Below are 19,969 nucleotides of genomic sequence, written 5' to 3'. Positions count from 1 at the left end.
GGCCGCCCTCCATCCCTTTGTGTGGAAGATCCTGCCGATATGTTTGCGCCTTTGTTAAAGAAACTTTTTGGAAGCAAGAACGAGCGTGAAGTCAAACGCATGCTCAAGACGGTACAGATCGTCAATGCCTTCGAAGAGCAAATGGTGGCCCTTTCGGACGATCAGCTGCGCGCCAAGACTGATGAGTTCAAGGCCCGCATCGCCAAAGGTGAAACCCTCGACAAACTGCTGCCCGAAGCCTTTGCGGTTGCCCGCGAAGCCGGCAAGCGGGTTATGGGTATGCGCCACTTCGACGTCCAGTTGATCGGTGGCATGACCTTGCACGAAGGCATGATTGCCGAAATGCGTACCGGTGAAGGCAAGACCCTGGTGGCCACACTGGGCGTTTACCTGAACGCGTTGTCCGGCAAGGGCGTACACGTTGTCACTGTGAACGACTACCTGGCCCGTCGTGACGCCAACTGGATGCGTCCGCTCTATGAATTCCTCGGCATGACGGTCGGCGTGGTGACGCCGTTCCAGCCGCCGGAAGAGAAGCGTGCCGCTTACGCCGCCGACATCACCTACGGCACCAACAACGAATTCGGTTTCGACTACCTGCGCGACAACATGGCGTTCAGCATGGAAGAAAAATTCCAGCGCGAACTCAACTTTGCCGTGATCGACGAAGTCGACTCGATCCTGATCGACGAAGCCCGTACCCCACTGATCATCTCTGGTCAGGCCGAAGACAGCTCCAAGCTCTACATCGAGATCAACAAACTGATCCCGCAACTGGAGCTGCATATCGAAGAAGTGGAAGGCGAAGTCACCAAGGCCGGGCACTACACCATCGACGAGAAGACCCGTCAGGTCGAACTCAACGAAGCCGGTCACCAGTTCATCGAAGACGTGCTGACCCGCATCGGCCTGCTGGCTGAAGGCGAGAGCCTGTACTCGTCACACAACCTGGGTCTGCTGACCCACGTTTATGCCGGTCTGCGCGCGCACAAACTGTTCCATCGCAACATCGAATACATCGTTCAGGACGGTCAGGTGGTACTGGTCGACGAACACACCGGCCGTACCATGCCGGGTCGTCGTCTGTCCGAAGGCCTGCACCAGGCCATCGAAGCGAAGGAAAACCTGAACATTCAGGCCGAAAGCCAGACCCTGGCTTCGACCACGTTCCAGAACTACTTCCGTCTTTACAGCAAGCTGTCCGGCATGACCGGTACGGCGGACACCGAAGCGTTCGAATTCCACCAGATCTATGGTCTGGCGGTGATGGTCATTCCACCGAACAAGCCGCTGGCGCGTAAAGACTACAACGACCTGGTGTTCCTCACCGCCGAAGAGAAGTACGCGGCGATCGTGGCTGACATCAAGGAAAGCATGGCTCAGGGCCGTCCGGTTCTGGTGGGTACCGCGACCATCGAAACGTCCGAGCACATGTCCAGCCTGCTGGTGAAGGAAGGCATCGAACACAAGGTTCTGAACGCCAAGTTCCACGAAAAAGAAGCCGAAATCATCGCTCAGGCCGGTCGTCCGGGCGCGCTGACCATCGCCACCAACATGGCCGGTCGTGGTACCGACATCCTGTTGGGCGGTAACTGGGAAGTGGAAGTTGCCTCCCTTGAGGATCCGACACCCGAGCAGATCGCCCAGATCAAGGCCGACTGGCAGAAACGTCACCAACAAGTGCTCGAGTCGGGCGGCTTGCAGGTGATTGCCTCCGAGCGCCACGAATCGCGCCGTATCGACAACCAGCTGCGTGGTCGTGCCGGTCGTCAGGGTGACGCCGGTTCCAGCCGTTTCTACCTGTCGCTGGAAGACAGCCTGATGCGCATCTTCGCCTCGGACCGGGTGAAGAACTTCATGAAAGCCCTGGGCATGCAGCCTGGCGAAGCGATCGAGCACCGCATGGTGACCAACGCTATCGAAAAGGCTCAGCGCAAGGTTGAGGGTCGTAACTTCGACATTCGTAAGCAACTGCTTGAGTTCGACGACGTCAACAACGAACAGCGTAAAGTGATTTATCACATGCGTAACACGTTGCTGGCCGCCGACAACATCGGCGAAACCATCGCCGACTTCCGTCAGGACGTGCTCGACGCGACTGTCAGCGCGCACATTCCTCCGCAATCGCTGCCTGAGCAGTGGGACGTTGCCGGTCTGGAAGCCGCCTTGCAAAGCGACTTCGGGGTGCAACTGCCGATCCAGCAATGGCTCGACGAAGATGATCACCTATACGAAGAAACCCTGCGCGAGAAGCTGATGCACGAGCTGCTGGCGGCATACAACGAGAAAGAAGAGCAGGCGAGCGCCGAAGCGCTGCGCACCTTCGAGAAGCAGATTGTACTGCGCGTACTGGACGACCTGTGGAAAGACCACCTGTCGACCATGGACCACCTGCGTCACGGCATCCACCTGCGTGGCTATGCGCAGAAGAACCCGAAGCAGGAATACAAGCGCGAGTCGTTCACGCTGTTCTCCGAGCTGCTGGATTCGATCAAGCGCGATTCTATTCGTGTGCTGTCGCACGTTCAGGTTCGCCGCGAAGATCCGATCGAAGAAGAGGCGCGCCTGCGTCAGGAAGCGGAATCACTGGCTGCGCGCATGCAGTTCCAGCACGACGAAGTCCCAGGCCTCGAGCAACCGGAGTTGTTGGGTGAAGAGGTCGATGTGGCACTCGCTGCCGCTCCGGTGCGCAACGAACAGAAACTGGGTCGCAATGAGCTCTGCTACTGCGGTTCAGGCAAGAAGTTCAAACACTGTCACGGCCAGATCAGCTAAGATTTCCGCCGGACATTGATAGACCCGCGCCGCGACCGGCATCAGCCGTCGCGGCGTTTTACCATTTAAAACACCGATGCCAGGTTAAAAAGAACAGGGCGACAACGGTGCAGACATTACATAAAGAGGAGCGCTTTCATGGCTGTTGGTCTTGGTCCTTTGCCAACGTTGCACCCGGTTGCCGGTTTTGAACTCGGTATCGCTTCGGCCGGCATCAAGCGCCCCGGGCGCAAAGATGTCGTGGTCATGCGCTGCGCCGAAGGTTCCACGGTCGCCGGTGTGTTCACGTTGAACGCCTTTTGCGCTGCGCCAGTGATTCTGGCCAAGCAACGCGTGCAAGGCCCGGTACGTTACCTGCTGACCAACACCGGCAACGCCAATGCCGGCACAGGCGAACCAGGCTTGGCTGCCGCCGAGCACACCTGTGCCAAACTGGCCGAGCTGACCGGCGTCGACGCCAGCCAGGTGCTGCCATACTCCACCGGTGTAATCGGTGAGCCGCTGCCAGTCGAGAAGATCGAAGGCGCGCTGCAAGCTGCCCTCGATGATCTGTCGGAGAACAACTGGGAGGCCGCGGCCACCGGGATCATGACCACCGACACCCTGCCAAAGGGTGCGAGCCGGCAGTTCCAGCATGAAGGCGTGACCATCACCGTGACCGGTATCAGCAAAGGCGCTGGCATGATTCGCCCGAACATGGCGACCATGCTCGGTTACATCGCCACCGACGCCAAAGTCTCCCGCGAGGTATTGCAGAACCTGATGCTGGACGGCGCCAACAAGTCGTTCAACCGCATCACCATCGACGGCGACACCTCGACCAACGATTGCTGCATGCTGATCGCCACCGGTAAGGCTGCTCTGCCAGAAATCACCTCCGCCGGTGGTCCGCTGTTCGCGGCACTGAAGCAGGCGGTGTTTGAAGTGTGCATGGACGTGGCCCAGGCTATCGTTCGCGACGGCGAAGGCGCGACCAAGTTCGTCACCGTTGAAGTCAACGGCGGCGGCAATCACCAGGAATGCCTGGACGTTGGTTACACCGTGGCGCATTCGCCATTGATCAAGACCGCGCTGTTCGCCTCCGATCCGAACTGGGGCCGCATCCTGGCAGCCGTTGGCCGCGCCGGTGTGCCAAACCTGGACGTGAGCAAGATCGACGTGTTTCTCGGTGAAGTCTGCATTGCCAGCCGTGGTGCCCGCGCCGCGACCTACACCGAAGCCCAGGGCTCGGCCGTGATGCAGCGCGAAGAAATCACCATTCGTATCGAACTGGGTCGTGGCGATTGCAGCGAAACCATCTGGACCACCGACCTGTCCCACGAATACGTGAAGATCAACGCCGAATACCGTACGTAATCAACCGTTAGACCGAGTCGCTGCAATCGCGAGCAGGCTCGCTCCCACATTGGGTTTGTGTACACCTCAATCCACTGTGGGAGCGAGCCTGCTCGCGATGACGGTCTGTCAGTCACCACAAGACTGGCTTGTTCATTTCATCAAAAGGCGCCTGAACATGAGTTACCACCTGATCATCGGCGACAAACTGTATTCCTCCTGGTCCCTGCGCGGCGCTCTGGCGCTGGAACTGGCCGGCGCGACCTATACCGAAGAACTGATCAAGCTGAACCAGCCTGACACCCGTGAGCGCCTGCTCAAGCATTCACCGACCGCCAAAGTCCCGTTGCTGAAAACCGAACACGGCACCATTGCCGACTCGTTGGCGATCGCCGAGTATCTGGTTGAGCGTTTCCCGAACGCCAACCTTTGGCCGAAGGACATCGCCGCCCGTGCCCAGGCGCGCTCGGCATGCGCGCAGATGCACAGTGGTTTCTTCGCCATGCGTGGCAACATGCCGTTTGACCTGAGCCACGATGCGCCGCTGTCGCCGATGCCGCCGGAAGTGACGGTGGAAGTCGAGCGGATGCTGGCGTTGTGGGCTGAATGCCGCGCGGTTGCAACCGAGCCCGGGCCGTTCCTGTTCGGCGGTGCAAGCCTGGCGGACGCCTTCTTTGCACCGATTGCCGTACGCCTGCGTACCTATCAAGTAGCGTTGCCGGCGGTTGATGCGGCCTATGTCGAAGCGATTTACCAATGGCCAGCCTTCAAGGCCTGGCAGAAAGCCGGTTTAGAGGAAATAGTGCGGTGAAACGAGTTCATGTAGCGGCGGCTGTCATCCGTGATGCCAGCGGCAAGATCCTCATCGCTCGCCGCGCCGATAGCCAGCACCAGGGCGGCCTGTGGGAGTTTCCCGGCGGCAAGGTCGAGGACGGTGAAGCGGTGCAAGCCGCGCTGTCCCGCGAGCTGCAGGAAGAGTTGGGCATTGTGGTCACTGCCGCTCGGCCATTGATCAAGGTTCAACATGACTACCCGGACAAGCAGGTGTTGCTGGATGTCTGGGAGGTTTCGGCGTTTACCGGCGAACCCCATGGCGCAGAAGGCCAGCCTCTGGCGTGGGTGACGGCGCGTGAGTTGAGAGACTACGAGTTCCCGGCCGCCAACCAGCCGATCGTGGCGGCGGCGCGTCTGCCTGGCGAATACCTGATCACCCCGGAAGGTCTGGAAACTCCGGCGATGCTGCGCGGTATTCAGAAAGCCATCGCCGGTGGGATCAAGCTGATTCAGTTGCGTGCGCCTAACGGCTACGACCCGCAATACCGCGATCTGGCGGTGGATGCCGTGGGGTTGTGTGCCGGTAAGGCGCAACTGATGCTCAAAGGGCCGTTCGAGTGGTTGGGAGACTTCCCGGCCGCCGGTTGGCACCTCACCGCCGCGCAACTGCGCAAATACGCCAGCGCCGGGCGTCCGGTGCCAGCCTCGCGCTGGCTAGCGGCGTCCTGCCACAACGCTGAAGAGCTGAGCCTGGCGGAGCAGATGGGCGTGGACTTCGTCACGCTGTCACCGGTTCAGCCGACCCAGACTCACCCGGATGCATTGCCGCTCGGTTGGGAACGGGCCTCGCAGTTGATTGCAGGCTTCAGCAAACCGGTGTTTCTGCTCGGTGGTGTGGGCCCTGCCGAACGGCAGAAAGCCTGGGAAGCGGGTGCGCAGGGCGTGGCGGGGATTCGGGCGTTTTGGCCTGAGGCCTGATTTTGCGGTATAGCTGGATCTCCTGTAGGAGCTGCCGCAGGCTGCGATCTTTTGATCTTTTGATCTTTTGATCTTTGGGCGTCGGCAAGGACACCGAAGATCAAAAGATCGCAGCCTGCGGCAGCTCCTACGAGAGATTTGGCGGTCATCAGGGATGTGTAGATATCGGCTTCACAGGCGATGGAAATCTTCCTGACTAAGCTTCAGGCTTCGCTGCCGCCTGCCACAAAATCTCGGCAATCCCCTGACGCTTGGCAATCAGCCGAGCCGCCACAAACAGCAAATCCGACAAGCGATTGATGTACGCCAGGCCAACCCCGGCCAACGGCTCCAGAGCATTCAGATGCTGGCAACGTCGCTCGGCACTGCGCGCCAGGCTGCGGCAGATGTGGGCTTGGGCAATCAAGGCGGAACCGCCGGGCAAAATGAAATTCTTCAGTGGCCCCAGCTCTTCGTTCCAGGCATCGATCGCCGCTTCCAGGCGTTCGACTTCCGCCGCATTCAAGGCCTGATACACCGGCATTGCCAGTTCGCCACCCAAGTCGAACAACCGGTGCTGGCATGGCTCAAGCACCTCGATCACCTCAGCCAGACCAGGATGTTCCTGGCGTTGCTCGGCCAACCCGGCCAGCAGCAATCCCAACTGACTGTTCAGCGCATCGACTTCGCCGATGGCCTCGACCCGTGGATGGTCCTTGGGGACACGGCGACCGTCGCCAAGCCCGGTTTCACCTTTGTCGCCGGTGCGGGTGTAAATCTTCGACAAGCGAAAACCCATGCTTAGCGCTCCAGTTGTTTGAGTTCGTGAGGGGCGAGCGGGGTGCCCGCCAATGGCAGGCGCAAGGTGATACAGGTGCCTTGACCGAGGGTCGATTGCACTTCCATCTGGCCCTTGTGGTTGTTGGTGATGATGAAGTACGACACCGACAGCCCGAGGCCGGTGCCCTGGCCGATTTCCTTGGTGGTGAAGAACGGTTCGAAGGTGCGTTTGCGGACGTTCTCGCTCATGCCCACGCCGTTATCTTCCACCTGAATTTCTGCCCACGGCGGATTCAGTCGGGTGCGCAGAATGATCCGCCCGGGCTCACGGTCATCTTCGCGCTGATGGATCGCCTGGGCAGCGTTTTTCAGCAGGTTGAGCATGACTTGTTCGAGCTCGTTGGCGGTACCGGGCACTGGGCCCAGCTGCGGGTCGAACTGACGAGTGATGGCCTGGCCCTTGAAGTCGAAGCCGATGGCCAGGTCGAAGTCATTGCCGGCGATCTCCACGGCTTGATCGATCAGTGCCGGCAGGTCGCACGGGGCCATTTGCCGATTGCTGCGGCGACTGAAACTGAGCATGTGGGTGACGATCTTCGCCGCCCGGCCGCCGGCCTGTTGAATGCCGTCGAGCAGTTGCGGCACTTCGCGGTTTTGCAGGTAGCGATTGACGCTGTCCAGCTCGATGCCGACCTGTTGGGCAGATTCGATGTTTTTGGGCAGGTCCGCAGATAAACGTCGGCGAATGTTCTGAACGTTATGCAGGATCGCTCCCAAGGGATTGTTGATTTCGTGGGCCATACCCGCCGCGAGGCCGCCGACCGAGAGCATTTTCTCCGACTGCACCATCATTTCTTCCAGGGACAGGCGCTGGGTGATGTCGTCGATCCGGATGACCACGCCGCGTCCAGCGCTGCCCATCAACGGATAAAAGGTCAGTGCGTAATGCTTGGGTTCGTCGTCCTTGACCCAGGTGACGCGCTCGATCTTGACCACGCTGTGCTGCTCGACGGTTTCCTTGAGCTGCGGCAGGAAAGGTTTAAGCGGTTCAAAGGCCAGGAAGATTGGCTGGTTCAACGCTTCGTCCAGACGCGTGCCGGACAGTGCGCTGGCTTCCTGGTTCCATTGGGTTACGTAGAGCTGTTCATCGAGGGCAATCAGCGCTGAAGGCATCGAGTCGATGATGCTGTTGAGGTAGTTCTGAAAGCCGGTGAGTTTCTTCTCGATCTTGCTCCGCACCTGGACTTCCAGCTCCAGTTTGCGGTTGGTGTGACGGGTTTCTTCGGCCAGGCCCTGAGCCTGGTCGTAGGCGGCCTGGGAATCGTCCCGCGCGCGCTTGAGTTGCTGCTCACGGGCTTCGATGCGCGAAAGCATGGTGTTGAAGGCTTCGGCGAGACTGCCGATTTCGTCGTGGTTACCGCGAGAGGCGCGCAAGGCGTAGTTTTCTTCGCGGGTAACCTGACGGGACAATTCTTCGAGTTCATGGATCGGCCGGGTGATCAGGCGCTTGATCTGCCGGGCAATGACCAGCCACAACAGCACGCTGAAAATCAGAATCCCGAGGCTGGCGGTCAGGGTGCCGGTATAGAAAGCCATCGGTAATTCGCTGCTGGCCACCAGCAGCAGATGGCCGGGCGCCTCGCCCGGGCGCAGCAGGGTGATCAGCTGATTGCTGCGAAATTCGGTAGCCTGCCACGCGTCGATATCCCGATAGTGCTCGGGCAACTTGAGTTTGTCGCCGTGCTGCGTCTGGGCCAGGCGTAGGCCTTTGGCGTCATACAACGCCGCGGCTCGTAGCGGTGAATAGCTGTTGAGTTCGTTGAGCAGCCTTTGGGCTTCTTCTGGAGAGTTGAGCGCCTGGTCGGCGATTGACGGGTTGGCCACCAGTCGGCCGATGGTCTGCAAGGCCTGTGGGGCCATGCTTTCCTGGGAGATCCAATAGGCGGCGCTGATAAAGGTCAGGTTGGCCACCAGCAACACGGTGGTCAACAACACCAACAGGGCGGCCAGCAGTTTCTGGCCGACCGGCAGGTTTTCAAGGCGCTGGCGCAATGGCATCGGGGTCGTCGCTAAAGAGGAACAGGAAGGCAGCGTAGCCGCTGCTCAGTCGCTGGGCAATCCGTGCGTGTGCAGGTGCGTGATCAGCCGCTGCTGCAATTGGTTGAGGTGCGGCAGCACCAGTTGGTGCCTCGACGCAACGGTGCAGGCATGCCCCAGCAGATAGCTGATCTCGGTTCGGCGTTGGTTGGCGACGTCCTGGTACATCGACGAGTAGTTGGCGGCGGTCGCTTGAATCACCCGTTCGACTTCTTGTTGCAGGTTCTGCGCAGCGTCCGGCTGACCGCAACGCTGCAGCAACTCGCTCAGCTCGGCGCAGAGGGTGGCGACTTCGCAATGGTGTTGTTGCAAGCCACCGTTGCGGCAATCATGCAGAACTGTCAGGGGATTGATCGCGCAATTGAGCGCCAGTTTGCGCCACAAACGAGTCAGGATGTCCGTGCTCCACTCGTGGGGTATGCCGGCGGCGCTCAGGTCATCCAGCCAGATCGGTGGGGTCGGGTGGCTGGCATCGCCGAGCCAGGTAAACCCATGGCCGGCAAACACCACGCGCCAGTCGTCATCGCGAAACGCGCCTTCGGTGCTTGAGGCAAAGATGCAACGCGCCTGCGGGACGCGTGCGGCCACCGCGTCCTGGCTGCCAAGGCCGTTCTGCAGCAAGATCAGTTCAGCGTTGGGTGCAAGGCGCGGTGCCAGTTGCGCCACCGCGCTTTCGGCGTCGTAGGCTTTACAGGCCACGAGCAGGCGGTCTATCGGTCCGCCGCTGTCGACGGTCTCGCCGGGAATCGCATAACGCTGCGCTTCGCCCTGTTCGACCAGGGTCAGCCCGCCTGCGGCCTGATAGGCCTGCAATCGCGCCGTATCGCGCAGAATCAGTTTCACCGGCAAGCCAGCCCGCGCCAGGCGTGTGGCCCACAGCGTGCCCAGACTGCCAGCGCCAAGGACGTGCCAGGTGGTCGACATCAGTTTTTTGCTCGGATTGGCAGGCGCATGTGAGGCTCGCAGCTTCGGATGAGAAAGACCCGTTATAATCAGCGCGGATTTTAACCGCAAGCCAGGCGTGTTCCATCTCTATTGAGCGCGCCCTTTTTATTGGAGAGATTACATGCCGTCGTTCGACGTGGTATCCGAACTGGACAAACACGAACTCACCAACGCGGTCGAGAACGCCGTCAAGGAACTCGACCGTCGTTATGACTTGAAAGGCAAAGGCAGCTTCGAGTTCAAGGAAAAGGATCTGACCGTCAACCTGACCGCCGAGGCCGATTTCCAGCTTGAAGCGATGATCGAGATCCTCAAGCTGGCACTGGTCAAGCGCAAGATCGATGTGCAATGCCTTGAGGTAAAAGACGCCTATGCTTCCGGCAAGCTGATGAAGCAGGACGCCGTGCTCAAGGAAGGCATCGACAAAGAGCTGGCGAAGAAGATCGTCGCTCACGTCAAAGACGCCAAGCTCAAGGTCCAGGCCGCCATTCAGGGCGAGCAGGTACGGATCACCGGCAAGAAACGCGACGATCTGCAGGAAGCCATTGCGGCATTGCGTGCCAAGGAATTTGGCATGCCGCTGCAGTTCAACAACTTCCGCGACTGATCAGTCTTCAGGGAACCTCCGGGCGTTATTGACGTCCGACGCCCAAGCAGCGGCAGAAACGATTGAGCCTTCGCCGGTTCGGTCTTTCTGCCGTGCAGTTTTTATACGCCGGGTAGCCGGGAATCAGGAGAGACAGATGGACGTAAATGCTGAAGTGGACAACCTGGTCAAGGCTTCCCAGGCCTGGATCCCGATGATCATGGAATACGGCAGCCGTGTGCTGCTGGCAGCCATTACCCTGGCCATTGGCTGGTGGCTGATCAACAAACTGACCGACAAGGTTGGCAAACTGCTGGCCTTGCGCAACGCCGATCTGGCGTTGCAGGGGTTTATGAGCAGCCTGGCGAACATCATCCTCAAGGTGCTGCTGATGGTCAGCGTCGCGTCGATGATCGGTGTGGAAACCACCTCGTTCGTGGCGGCTATCGGTGCTGCCGGTCTGGCGATTGGTCTGGCATTGCAGGGCAGCCTGGCGAACTTCGCTGGCGGCGTATTGATCCTGTTGTTCCGTCCGTTCCGTATCGGTGATTTCATTGAAGCTCAAGGTACCGCAGGTACCGTCGACAGCATTCAGATCTTCCACACGATTATCCGTACCGGCGACAATAAGACGGTTATCGTGCCTAACGGCGTTCTGTCCAACGGCATCATCACCAACACCAACCGTCAGTTGACCCGTAAAGTGGTGTTTGACGTGGCCGTGAATTACGACGCCGATTTGCAGAAGGCGCGTGAGGTGTTGCTGGAGCTGGCCAAGGATGAGCGCGTGTTGGCCGATCCTGCGCCGGTAGCGGTAGTGTCGACGCTGGGCGACAGCTCGATCACGGTTTCCCTGCGGGTCTGGGTGAAAACGGCGGACTACTGGGATGTGCTGTTCCAGTTCAATGAACACTCCCGCGATCGTCTGAAGGCAGCCGGGATTGATATTCCGTTTCCACAACGAGTGATTCGTATGGTTCAGGAAACGGCGTAACAAGTACGGGGCATTTGGCCTTGTGGTCAAGTATCAGTGACGAACTCAAGGGGCGATAAGCCCCTTTTGTGTTTTTACAATCCGCTATTTTGTTGTGCTGAAACTGGAATAGAGTGCTGGCTTATAATTAGCTGGCTATTTATTAGGGTTGATTCCATGTGGTCATAAATCAGGCACAAAAAAAGGCCCATCACTGATGGGCCTTTTTTATATCAAGCGAACAACTGTAGTCGTAGCGATTACAGGATGTTCAGCGGGTACTCGGTGATCAGGCGGAACTCGTTGATGTTGCCTTCGGCCTGGTCGTTGTTGCCTCTGTGCCAAGCTTGGCGAGCACGGAAGGACAGGTCTTTGAGAGGACCGGCCTGGACAACGTATTTGGCTTCCAGGTTGGTCTCGTTGTGACGACCGTCTTCGCCGTAGCCATAGGCACGGTAAGGGCTGTCAATTGCCATTTTGGTGCCGTCGATGCCCTGACCGTGAGCATAACGAACCATGAAGCTCAGGCCTGGTACGCCGTATTCAGCCATTTTCAGGTCATAACGTGCCTGGATGGATTTTTCTTCTGGACCGTTGAAGTCAGAGTACTGGATCGAGTTGGCCAGGAAGATCGAGTCGCCGCCGCGGTTGTTATCGCCTACACCGATGTAGTCGAATGGTGTATCACCGTGGACCTGTTGGAAGGCCAGAGTAACGGTGTGCGCCTTCAGGAAGGAGTAGGCCGCTGCCAGCGAGTAGGTGGTGTTGTCGATTTTGCCTGCTTTCGCTGCACCGGTATCGTTTGTCTGATACAGGTTGAAGTCGAAGTTCAAGGACTGGTCAGTCGCCAACGGCAGGGTGTAGTTCAGGTTGGTGTAGTACTGGGTCCAGGTGTCCTGGAACTTGGCAGCGTACAGCGACGCGGTCAGGTTCTCATTGAAACCGTATTTACCGCCCAGGTAGTCGGCGCTCTCAACCATTGTGTTGGCGTATTGAGTCCACAGGTTGCCCTGCATCGAGGTCTTGTCCTGGCTGCTGCCAGCGTAGAAGTGACCGGCTTCGAGGTCGAGATCTTTGATCTCGCTGCTCTGCAGTTGGAAACCGCGAGCGGTCTGTTGGAACAGACGGCTGCCGCCAACGGCGAATACTGGAGCGGTAGAAGGCGACTGGTCGCCGAATTTCAGCTCGGTTTTGGAGATGCGAACTTTTACTGCCGCACCTGCTTTGCCGAAGCTATTGTTGTTGTCACCGTTAGAGTCGCGGCTCAAGTTGCCGGAACCGGCCTGCGAGTCGGTACCGTCAAGTTTGAAGCCGGCATCGCCGAAGCCTTCAACGCCCACGCCAACAGTACCTTGGGTGTAGCCGGAACTGAATTTGCCCAGAACGCCTTGGGTCCAGTCGATCTGGTCGTTGGCGCCAGCTTTACGGTCACGGTTGAAGTAGTAGTTCTTCAGAACCACGCCAGCCGAGGCGCCTTCAACGAAACCTTTTGCGTCAGCCTGGTCGGTTACAAATGGTTCGGCCATAGCGACTTGGGTGCCGGTAGCTGCAGTAACAGCCAGGGCGATCATGCTCCACTTCATCACGCGCATCGTGATTTGCTCCTTTGGTTTTTAGAAGAGTACTGCTGTCCGACCTGATTTATTATCTGGGCGGCTCTTTCTTTTTGGGTCGGCGCAAACTTATATCACGCCGACAATGTTGGCGATACTTGCGTATCTAACCTTTCAGCTTCTTTACGGCCCTGTCGCAAAATGCGCTGTAGAGGTCGCAATTCTATAATTTTATGCGTCCGGACTGACTACATCAGCGTTGCTTTCCAAGGCTTCAGTATCAGAAAAAAGCAATCCCTGTCCTGCACTTGAAGCTCCCTGGGCAGCCATGCCGCTATTGTTATATGCCTTAAGGTTCCGACTTCCAGCGGATGCCTTACTAGGCGATATGTGTATGAATGCAACAAGCGTGCACAAGTCGGCTTTTGGTTGCCGGTTTTTTCAAAATTCCCGGTGTTAATTACCGAAACCGCATAAAACCGGGGCTTTCAAGGTCGATCTGTTTGGACTTGACTCCGTGGTTCTTCTGGTGTTGCACCACGAAGGAGCATGGGTAACAGCACAAAAATGTTACTGGTTCACCCTCGCGGGTGAGTAGACGGCGGATGCTCGACGTTTTCAGCGTAGATGCACTGTGTGGATCTGGTGAAAAATTTTTTAAAATCTGTACGAAATTCATACAGTGATGCCTCGAAAGCAGATCTGCATCCGCCGATAGGTCGTTGATTTTTTGACGAAGTGCCGAGGTCTGGTTCCGAGTTGGTGCGTCGATAATAAAAATGTTCAGTGTCGGGGCGCTCATGCGTTGAGCGTTTGTGTCTGGTCGCCAGGCTCAGGTGTGAGGCAGGTCTTTTTTCGCAGTGATCCGTGCGGCGTTCGCGGGTATGCTGCTGTTATGTTGCAGGCGGTCAGCCTTTGGGGCAGGGCGCTAAACTGAATCGTATGAAAGGTGCGGGAGTGCGCGCAGTGTTCGCTTTAGATCCACGACTTGAACAAGACACCCTGCCGATTGGGGATTTCCCTCTAAGCCGGTTGTTGCTGTCCAATGATTCGAATTACCCCTGGTTTATCCTGGTGCCGCGTCGTGAGGATGTCAGCGAGTTGTTTCAACTGGATGTCGCCGACCAACTGCAATTGTGGCGGGAAACAACGGAGTTGGCCGAAACCCTCAAGGATTCGTTCGACGCCGACAAGTTGAATGTCGCGACCCTGGGTAATGTGGTTAGTCAGTTGCACATGCATGTCATTGTGCGTAAGCGCGATGATGCCGCCTGGCCAGCCCCGGTCTGGGGCAAACACCCGGCCAAGCCTTACAGTGCCGAAGAAGTGGCAGTGATTCGCGAACGGCTACGTTTGGTTTTGACCGATGACTTCACGTTTCTGGAGGGCTGAGTCATGAGCCTGGAAGAACGCGTTACCGAGCTGGAAAGTCGTCTGGCGTTTCAGGATGACACTATTGAAGCGATGAATGATGTGCTGGTGACACAGCAGCGAGTGGTCGAGCGCTTGCAGTTGCAAATGGCTGCGTTACTTAAGCGCCAGGAAGAGATGGTGGGTCAGTTCGAGTCTTTCGAAGAAGAGGCTCCACCGCCGCATTACTGAGTGCGAGTTGCGGCAACGATTCGACAGGCAATAAAAACCGCGATGCAGCCAGGCTGTATCGCGGTTTTTTATTGCGGGTGGAGCGGGGGCTGAAATCAGCGGCGCGGCAAGGCGGCGATCACGTCTTCAGCTTGCAGGCCCTTGTCACGGTTCATGACGGAGAACTCCACGCGCTGGCCTTCGACCAGGACGCGGTGACCTTCGCCACGGATTGCACGGAAGTGCACAAAAATATCGTCTCCGGAATCGCGAGAAATGAAACCGAAGCCTTTCGAGGTGTTGAACCACTTGACGGTGCCGGTATCACGATTGGTCATGTCGTAATTTTGCGTAGCGGCGGCAGGAGAGGATTTATAGAAGCTGATGGCCAGGTGCAGAAGTACGGCAACCAGAGCGACGATGAGGCTAAGCAGAACTGCAGGCTGACCACTAATGACCGGCATCGGTGCGAGGAGTGTCAGGGTTTGCAGGACAACGGCAAGCACCAGCAAGGCGCTGACCAGATTTTGCAGTTGGTGACGAGGACCTTTGTTCCAGTAAGGGATCACCGGAGCGAGGGTCAGGTTGAGCAAGCCGAAGAACGCCAGGTACAGCGCGTCAGGTTGTTGCAGGTAAGGTACGGCTTCGGTTCGCAAGCTAGGGATGAAGGACAGCAGCAGGGCCGCTGCGCCCGTTAGCAGGTGGACGATTTTCAACATTTTGATTAACTCACGTTAAGACGGATCACAAGGAAGAGCTGATTGAGCACGGTTCGCTTCTGAACAATGGGAGGCGCTGGACACGTACCCGGTATCAGCCTATGCACTACGCCCAGGGAAATAGAGGCAGCGACACGCCTCTATTTAACAGCAAAGCCCAGACCTTCTCAAATCAAGCGCAGACGGCGCGGGGCGGGACGGATCGACGGTTTGCATGGCGTTGTCCGCAGGTGTCACCTGAAGGCTTGATCTAGAGGGCTCAAGGCCTGCCGCAGGCAAGGAAAGTGCGGGGTTATGGGCGTCAGGCCAATTTGTCGCAGAGGGTTGCGTGCTCCCGGCCTGCGAGGTGGGCCCTCAGTAATCCTGTCTGTGCTGATGTGATGGTGCCCTGGCGGCGCCGTCAGTGCTTTTCCGATCCTAGGGGCAATAGGCTCCTCTGATGGGGCGATGTCCGAGCCTTTTGCGGCTTATTTCGCTCTGTGGTTTTGACTTTTCCTGCATTGAAATACTGCTTTATAGATGGATGTAGGACCGTGTTAATGGTCTCCCTGCTGTTGTTGGCTTGTCCTACGTTGATGGTCATAAAGTCATCTGGATAATCACTGTCCGCTTGCGTTTCTATAAGGAAATAGAGGGTTGCTCTTATTGAAATCAGGTATGACAAAGGAGTGTCAACGGTATGGTTCAAGACATAGTGCAGGGAGTTCGGGAGGCCGTCAGGTTTCAAGATGTAAAAATGGATCCCTTTGTTCGGGAGTTTGATATGGGGTTGGCGCAGCCATTGTCCCGATCGGTGCGTTTGAATGGTTTTGCCACCTGTTTGCGCCTTGAGCAGGTCTATTGGGACATTCTGGCCAGGATGGCGAAGATCAATTGTTGCTCGGTGAGCGCTTTGCTTTCCTATGTCGATAGAGAGGTCCACCTGCGACACGGCGGGGTAAAGAATTTCAGCGGGCTGGTCCGGGTAGTGTGTGTTGTACACAGCTTGAACGAGGGCGCGTGTAGCGCTGAATGACGCGTGGTGCGCAAGCGCAATGACGGGTGTGATCAGGTGTCGTGCGGTCGACGGATCCGGATGAGTGCACGCCTGTGCCGTCTTACGGCTGCACAGGCTCGATTTAATGGATATAATCCCGCCCTTTGCCGCGAAACCCAACGTTTGCGCGGTAATAATCTGATTGCCGAGACAACCCCATGCCGATGTACGACTATCAATGTGCTTCCTGTGGTCATCAGTTGGAAGCCATTCAGAAGATCAGCGCAGCACCGTTGGTCGACTGCCCTGCCTGCCAGGCGCCCGAACTGAAAAAGATGCTGTCCATGCCAGGCTTCCGCCTCAGCGGCACCGGCTGGTACGAAACCGACTTCAAAACCGGTTCGAAGAAGAACCTGGCCGGTGGCGACAAAGCTGACTAAGTTGAACTCTACGCGCGAGCTCTTGCATCATCAGGCACCTTATTCAAGTGCGGTGGTGCAGCAAGGCCTCCAAACGAATTTCGAATTACGAGAAGTGAAACCACTACCATGATGCGCAGCCATTATTGCGGCCAACTGAACGAAAGCCTGGAAGGTCAGGAAGTTACCCTTTGCGGATGGGTCCACCGTCGTCGTGACCACGGCGGGGTGATTTTCCTCGATATCCGTGATCGTGAAGGTCTGGCCCAGGTGGTGTTCGATCCGGATCGCGCCGAAACCTTCGCCGCTGCCGACCGCGTGCGCAGCGAATACGTGGTCAAGATCACCGGCAAGGTGCGTCTGCGTCCGGCCGGTGCCGGCAACGCCAACATGACTTCGGGCATGATCGAAGTGCTGGGCTACGAGCTGGAAGTATTGAATGAAGCGGAAACCCCGCCGTTCCCGCTCAACGAGTTCTCCGACGTTGGCGAAGAAACCCGCCTGCGTTATCGCTTCATCGACCTGCGTCGTCCGGAAATGCTCGAGAAGCTGCGTCTGCGTTCGCGCATGACCACCAGCATCCGTCGCTACCTGGACGAGAACGGTTTCCTTGACGTCGAGACGCCGATCCTGACCCGCGCTACCCCCGAAGGCGCGCGTGACTATCTGGTGCCGAGCCGTACTCACGCAGGTAGCTTCTTTGCCTTGCCGCAATCGCCGCAGTTGTTCAAGCAACTGCTGATGGTTGCCGGCTTCGATCGTTACTACCAGATCGCCAAGTGCTTCCGTGACGAAGACCTGCGTGCCGACCGTCAGCCGGAATTCACCCAGATCGACATCGAGACCAGCTTCCTCAACGAAGCCGAGATCATGGGTCTGACCGAAGGCATGATCCGCAACCTGTTCAAGGAAGTGCTGGGTCTGGAATTCGGTGAGTTCCCGCACATGACCTGGGACGAGGCCATGCGTCGTTACGGTTCCGACAAGCCGGACCTGCGTAACCCGCTGGAACTGGTTGACGTTGCCGACCAGCTCAAGGACGTCGACTTCAAGGTCTTCAGTGGCCCGGCCAACGACCCGAAAAGCCGTATCGCCGCGCTGCGCGTTCCGGGCGGGGCGAGCATGCCGCGCAGCAAGATCGACGACTACACCAAGTTCGTCGGCATCTACGGTGCCAAGGGCCTGGCGTACATCAAGGTCAACGAGCGCGCCAAAGGCGTCGAGGGTCTGCAGTCACCAATCGTCAAGAACATCCCTGAAGCCAACCTCAATGTGATCCTCGATCGCGTTGGCGCGGTTGATGGCGATATCGTGTTCTTCGGCGCCGACAAGGCCAAGATCGTCAGCGAAGCACTGGGCGCACTGCGGATCAAGGTCGGTCACGACCTGAACCTGCTGACCTGCGAGTGGGCGCCGATGTGGGTTGTCGACTTCCCGATGTTCGAAGAGAACGACGACGGCAGCCTCACTGCCTTGCACCACCCGTTCACCGCGCCGAAGTGCACACCAGAAGCGCTCGAAGCCAACCCGGCGACCGCTCTGTCCCGTGCCTACGACATGGTGCTGAACGGCACCGAGCTGGGTGGCGGTTCGATCCGTATCCACCGCAAGGAAATGCAGCAATCGGTCTTCCGTCTGCTGGGTATCAGCGAAGCGGAACAGGAAGAGAAATTCGGCTTCCTGCTCGACGCCCTGAAATACGGCGCACCGCCGCACGGTGGCCTGGCCTTCGGTCTGGACCGTCTGGTGATGCTGATGACTGGCGCCCAGTCGATTCGTGAAGTGATCGCCTTCCCGAAAACCCAGAGCGCTGCCTGCGTCATGACTCAGGCGCCTGGCCTGGTCGACGCCAAAGCGCTGCGCGAGTTGCACATTCGTTTGCGCGAACAGCCCAAGGCTGAGTAAGACTGAGCACCTTGGCGCATCGCTCGATGCGCCAGGGCGTCAGATCCAGATTGTGTTGCCCGCTCGCCTTCCTGGGCGTGCGGGCATTGTTTTAAAGAGCGTTGTTTTAAAGAGAATTCGGAGCGAGTGTTATGGCGGGTCATTCCAAGTGGGCGAACATCAAGCACCGCAAAGAACGTCAGGATGCCAAGAAGGGCAAGATTTTCACCAAGTGGATTCGTGAACTGACCGTCGCGGCCCGTCAGGGTGGCGGTGATCCGGGCTCCAACCCGCGTTTGCGTCTGGCGCTGGATAAAGCCCTTGGCGCGAACATGAGCCGTGACATCATCGATCGCGCGGTGGCTCGTGGTGCCGGTGCTGCCGACACCGATGACATGGTCGAGCTAAGCTACGAAGGCTATGGCCCGGGCGGCGTGGCGGTGATGGTCGAGTGCATGACCGACAACCGCAACCGCACCGCAGCAGCTGTCCGTCACGCGTTCAGCAAATGTGGCGGCAACCTGGGGACCGACGGTTCGGTGGCCTATCTGTTCGAACGCAAGGGGCAGATCTCCTTCGCGCCGGGCGTCGACGAAGATGCGTTGATGGAAGCGGCTATGGAAGCCGACGCCGATGACGTGGTCACCCATGAAGATGGCTCCATCGATGTGTTCACCTCGTTCGCCGGTTTCTACTCGGTGCGTAATGCCCTGGAAGCGGCTGGTTTCAAAGGTGAAGACGCGGAAATCGTGATGTTGCCGACCACCAGTGCCGAACTGGACCTGGAAGGCGCCGAGAAGGTGCTCAAGCTGATCGACATGCTAGAAGACCTGGATGACGTGCAGAACGTTTATTCCAACGCGGACATCCCGGAATCGGTGGCTCAACAGCTCGGCTGAAGGGTGGCGCAGATCTAGTGTGGGAGCCGGGCTTGCCCGCGATGACGTCGGCAGGCTCGACATTGATGTTGAATGTTCTACCGCTATCGCGGGCAAGCCCGGCTCCCACGGGGTTCTCTGTAGGGCTACAAAATGTGCGCCCGGCACAGCCTGCTCTATCCTGGCCTCACTCTCTAAACCCGCAGGCGTTATGACTTTAATTCTTGGTATCGACCCCGGTTCACGCATTACCGGTTATGGCGTGGTACGCGATACCGGCCGTGGCTGCGTGTACGTGGCTTCGGGCTGCATTCGTACCGGCAGCGGCGAGTTGCATGAGCGGCTGCAAATCGTTTATCGCGGTGTGCGTGAAGTCATCCAGACCTACGGCCCGGTCACCATGGGGATCGAAAAGGTCTTCATGGCCCGCAACGCCGACTCGGCGCTGAAGCTGGGTCAGGCCCGTGGCGCAGCCATCGTTGCCGGCGCTGAAGAAAACCTGGAAATCGCCGAATACACCGCAACCCAGGTCAAGCAGGCGGTGACCGGGACGGGGGCTGCGAATAAAGAGCAGGTGCAGATGATGGTCATGCACATGCTGAAACTGACCAGCAAACCGCAAATCGATGCCTCGGACGCCCTGGCCATCGCCATTTGTCATGCCCACACCCGTTCCAGTCTGTTACCCCATGGTCTGGGCACGGCTCGTAGTCGCGGCGGTCGCCTTCGCCTCTGAT

The 19,969-nt window shown here is 58.2% G+C and carries 18 protein-coding genes; 13 read left to right on the top strand and 5 right to left on the bottom strand.

What is annotated here, in order from left to right; all coding sequences use genetic code 11:
* Positions 1–39: 39 nt before the first annotated feature.
* The 4 genes from secA to AC1RPZ_RS05925 all read left to right on the top strand — a co-directional run bounded on the left by secA (position 40) and on the right by AC1RPZ_RS05925 (position 5,862).
* A complete protein-coding gene (secA, locus tag AC1RPZ_RS05940) occupies positions 40–2,775 on the top strand; it encodes a preprotein translocase subunit SecA (protein ID WP_493135771.1) in 2,736 nt (911 codons plus the stop codon).
* A gap of 138 nt (positions 2,776–2,913) precedes the next feature.
* A complete protein-coding gene (argJ, locus tag AC1RPZ_RS05935; protein ID WP_493135769.1) occupies positions 2,914–4,131 on the top strand; it encodes a bifunctional glutamate N-acetyltransferase/amino-acid acetyltransferase ArgJ in 1,218 nt (405 codons plus the stop codon).
* Between the two features lie 157 nt (positions 4,132–4,288).
* A complete protein-coding gene (locus AC1RPZ_RS05930) occupies positions 4,289–4,921 on the top strand; it encodes a glutathione S-transferase family protein (protein WP_493135767.1) in 633 nt (210 codons plus the stop codon).
* Positions 4,918–5,862, top strand: a complete 945-nt coding sequence (locus AC1RPZ_RS05925) for a Nudix family hydrolase (RefSeq protein ID WP_493135765.1) — start codon at positions 4,918–4,920, stop codon at positions 5,860–5,862. Before AC1RPZ_RS05930 ends, AC1RPZ_RS05925 begins: the two co-directional genes overlap by 4 nt.
* Before the next feature lie 196 nt (positions 5,863–6,058).
* Here the strand turns inward: AC1RPZ_RS05925 and AC1RPZ_RS05920 are convergent, their stop codons facing one another.
* From AC1RPZ_RS05920 to AC1RPZ_RS05910, 3 genes are read right to left on the bottom strand one after another with little or no spacing between them, the layout of a single operon-like run.
* Positions 6,059–6,640, bottom strand: a complete 582-nt coding sequence (locus AC1RPZ_RS05920) for a cob(I)yrinic acid a,c-diamide adenosyltransferase (RefSeq protein ID WP_493135763.1) — start codon at positions 6,638–6,640, stop codon at positions 6,059–6,061.
* Positions 6,641–6,642: 2 nt separating this feature from the next.
* Positions 6,643–8,679 (bottom strand): sensor histidine kinase, encoded by a 2,037-nt coding sequence (locus tag AC1RPZ_RS05915; RefSeq protein ID WP_493135760.1) that lies wholly within the window; start codon positions 8,677–8,679, stop codon positions 6,643–6,645.
* Between the two features lie 45 nt (positions 8,680–8,724).
* Positions 8,725–9,642 (bottom strand): putative 2-dehydropantoate 2-reductase, encoded by a 918-nt coding sequence (locus AC1RPZ_RS05910; protein ID WP_493135758.1) that lies wholly within the window; start codon positions 9,640–9,642, stop codon positions 8,725–8,727.
* A 142-nt stretch (positions 9,643–9,784) separates the two neighbouring features.
* Here AC1RPZ_RS05910 and AC1RPZ_RS05905 point away from each other — a divergent pair, with 142 nt between their 5' ends.
* Positions 9,785–10,270, top strand: coding sequence for a YajQ family cyclic di-GMP-binding protein (locus AC1RPZ_RS05905; protein ID WP_019693270.1), 486 nt, complete (start codon positions 9,785–9,787; stop codon positions 10,268–10,270).
* Between the two features lie 136 nt (positions 10,271–10,406).
* Positions 10,407–11,243, top strand: a complete 837-nt coding sequence (locus AC1RPZ_RS05900; protein ID WP_493135756.1) for a mechanosensitive ion channel family protein — start codon at positions 10,407–10,409, stop codon at positions 11,241–11,243.
* Between the two features lie 239 nt (positions 11,244–11,482).
* Here the strand turns inward: AC1RPZ_RS05900 and AC1RPZ_RS05895 are convergent, their stop codons facing one another.
* Positions 11,483–12,814: an OprD family porin gene (locus tag AC1RPZ_RS05895; protein WP_493135754.1), complete on the bottom strand. Its 1,332-nt coding sequence runs from the start codon at positions 12,812–12,814 to the stop codon at positions 11,483–11,485.
* A 927-nt stretch (positions 12,815–13,741) separates the two neighbouring features.
* On the opposite strand from AC1RPZ_RS05895, the gene AC1RPZ_RS05890 reads away from it, so the two are divergent.
* The gene (locus AC1RPZ_RS05890; RefSeq protein WP_493135752.1) at positions 13,742–14,167 is read left to right on the top strand and encodes an HIT domain-containing protein; all 426 of its coding nucleotides are present in this window, start codon (positions 13,742–13,744) and stop codon (positions 14,165–14,167) included.
* Between the two features lie 3 nt (positions 14,168–14,170).
* Positions 14,171–14,377 carry a SlyX family protein gene (locus AC1RPZ_RS05885; RefSeq protein ID WP_123426650.1) on the top strand — a complete coding sequence of 69 codons (207 nt, stop codon included), beginning with the start codon at positions 14,171–14,173 and terminating at the stop codon, positions 14,375–14,377.
* A 95-nt stretch (positions 14,378–14,472) separates the two neighbouring features.
* Here AC1RPZ_RS05885 and AC1RPZ_RS05880 read toward each other — a convergent pair whose 3' ends face one another.
* Entirely contained in the window at positions 14,473–15,075 is a 603-nt protein-coding gene (locus tag AC1RPZ_RS05880) for a cold-shock protein (RefSeq protein WP_493135750.1), read from the bottom strand.
* Between the two features lie 679 nt (positions 15,076–15,754).
* Here AC1RPZ_RS05880 and AC1RPZ_RS05875 point away from each other — a divergent pair.
* From AC1RPZ_RS05875 to ruvC, 5 genes are all read left to right on the top strand, one after another.
* On the top strand, positions 15,755–16,090 hold the full coding sequence (locus tag AC1RPZ_RS05875; protein WP_493135748.1) for a ribbon-helix-helix domain-containing protein: 336 nt from the start codon (positions 15,755–15,757) through the stop codon (positions 16,088–16,090).
* A gap of 179 nt (positions 16,091–16,269) precedes the next feature.
* On the top strand, positions 16,270–16,491 hold the full coding sequence (locus tag AC1RPZ_RS05870) for an FmdB family zinc ribbon protein (protein WP_010457489.1): 222 nt from the start codon (positions 16,270–16,272) through the stop codon (positions 16,489–16,491).
* Positions 16,492–16,599: 108 nt separating this feature from the next.
* Positions 16,600–18,375 carry an aspartate--tRNA ligase gene (gene aspS, locus AC1RPZ_RS05865; protein WP_493135746.1) on the top strand — a complete coding sequence of 592 codons (1,776 nt, stop codon included), beginning with the start codon at positions 16,600–16,602 and terminating at the stop codon, positions 18,373–18,375.
* A gap of 131 nt (positions 18,376–18,506) precedes the next feature.
* The gene (locus tag AC1RPZ_RS05860) at positions 18,507–19,253 is read left to right on the top strand and encodes a YebC/PmpR family DNA-binding transcriptional regulator (protein ID WP_493135744.1); all 747 of its coding nucleotides are present in this window, start codon (positions 18,507–18,509) and stop codon (positions 19,251–19,253) included.
* Between the two features lie 190 nt (positions 19,254–19,443).
* A complete protein-coding gene (ruvC, locus tag AC1RPZ_RS05855) occupies positions 19,444–19,968 on the top strand; it encodes a crossover junction endodeoxyribonuclease RuvC (RefSeq protein ID WP_019693260.1) in 525 nt (174 codons plus the stop codon).
* The last annotated feature ends 1 nt before the right edge of the window (position 19,969 follow it).

It is taken from the genome of Pseudomonas sp. GW822-FHT02D10 (assembly GCF_058802345.1).
Note: the sequence above shows the minus strand (reverse complement) of the source record. Positions and strands in the feature narration are given on the sequence as shown.

Coding starts and splice junctions, on each gene's coding strand:
- AC1RPZ_RS05860 (WP_493135744.1), top strand. CDS start 18,507: ATGGCGGGTCATTCCAAGTGGGCGAACATCAAGCACCGCAAAGAACGT.
- AC1RPZ_RS05920 (WP_493135763.1), bottom strand. CDS start 6,640: ATGGGTTTTCGCTTGTCGAAGATTTACACCCGCACCGGCGACAAAGGT.
- secA (WP_493135771.1), top strand. CDS start 40: ATGTTTGCGCCTTTGTTAAAGAAACTTTTTGGAAGCAAGAACGAGCGT.
- AC1RPZ_RS05870 (WP_010457489.1), top strand. CDS start 16,270: ATGCCGATGTACGACTATCAATGTGCTTCCTGTGGTCATCAGTTGGAA.
- AC1RPZ_RS05875 (WP_493135748.1), top strand. CDS start 15,755: ATGGTTCAAGACATAGTGCAGGGAGTTCGGGAGGCCGTCAGGTTTCAA.
- AC1RPZ_RS05885 (WP_123426650.1), top strand. CDS start 14,171: ATGAGCCTGGAAGAACGCGTTACCGAGCTGGAAAGTCGTCTGGCGTTT.
- aspS (WP_493135746.1), top strand. CDS start 16,600: ATGATGCGCAGCCATTATTGCGGCCAACTGAACGAAAGCCTGGAAGGT.
- AC1RPZ_RS05880 (WP_493135750.1), bottom strand. CDS start 15,075: ATGTTGAAAATCGTCCACCTGCTAACGGGCGCAGCGGCCCTGCTGCTG.
- AC1RPZ_RS05905 (WP_019693270.1), top strand. CDS start 9,785: ATGCCGTCGTTCGACGTGGTATCCGAACTGGACAAACACGAACTCACC.
- AC1RPZ_RS05910 (WP_493135758.1), bottom strand. CDS start 9,642: ATGTCGACCACCTGGCACGTCCTTGGCGCTGGCAGTCTGGGCACGCTG.
- ruvC (WP_019693260.1), top strand. CDS start 19,444: ATGACTTTAATTCTTGGTATCGACCCCGGTTCACGCATTACCGGTTAT.
- AC1RPZ_RS05915 (WP_493135760.1), bottom strand. CDS start 8,679: ATGCCATTGCGCCAGCGCCTTGAAAACCTGCCGGTCGGCCAGAAACTG.
- AC1RPZ_RS05930 (WP_493135767.1), top strand. CDS start 4,289: ATGAGTTACCACCTGATCATCGGCGACAAACTGTATTCCTCCTGGTCC.
- AC1RPZ_RS05900 (WP_493135756.1), top strand. CDS start 10,407: ATGGACGTAAATGCTGAAGTGGACAACCTGGTCAAGGCTTCCCAGGCC.
- AC1RPZ_RS05895 (WP_493135754.1), bottom strand. CDS start 12,814: ATGCGCGTGATGAAGTGGAGCATGATCGCCCTGGCTGTTACTGCAGCT.
- argJ (WP_493135769.1), top strand. CDS start 2,914: ATGGCTGTTGGTCTTGGTCCTTTGCCAACGTTGCACCCGGTTGCCGGT.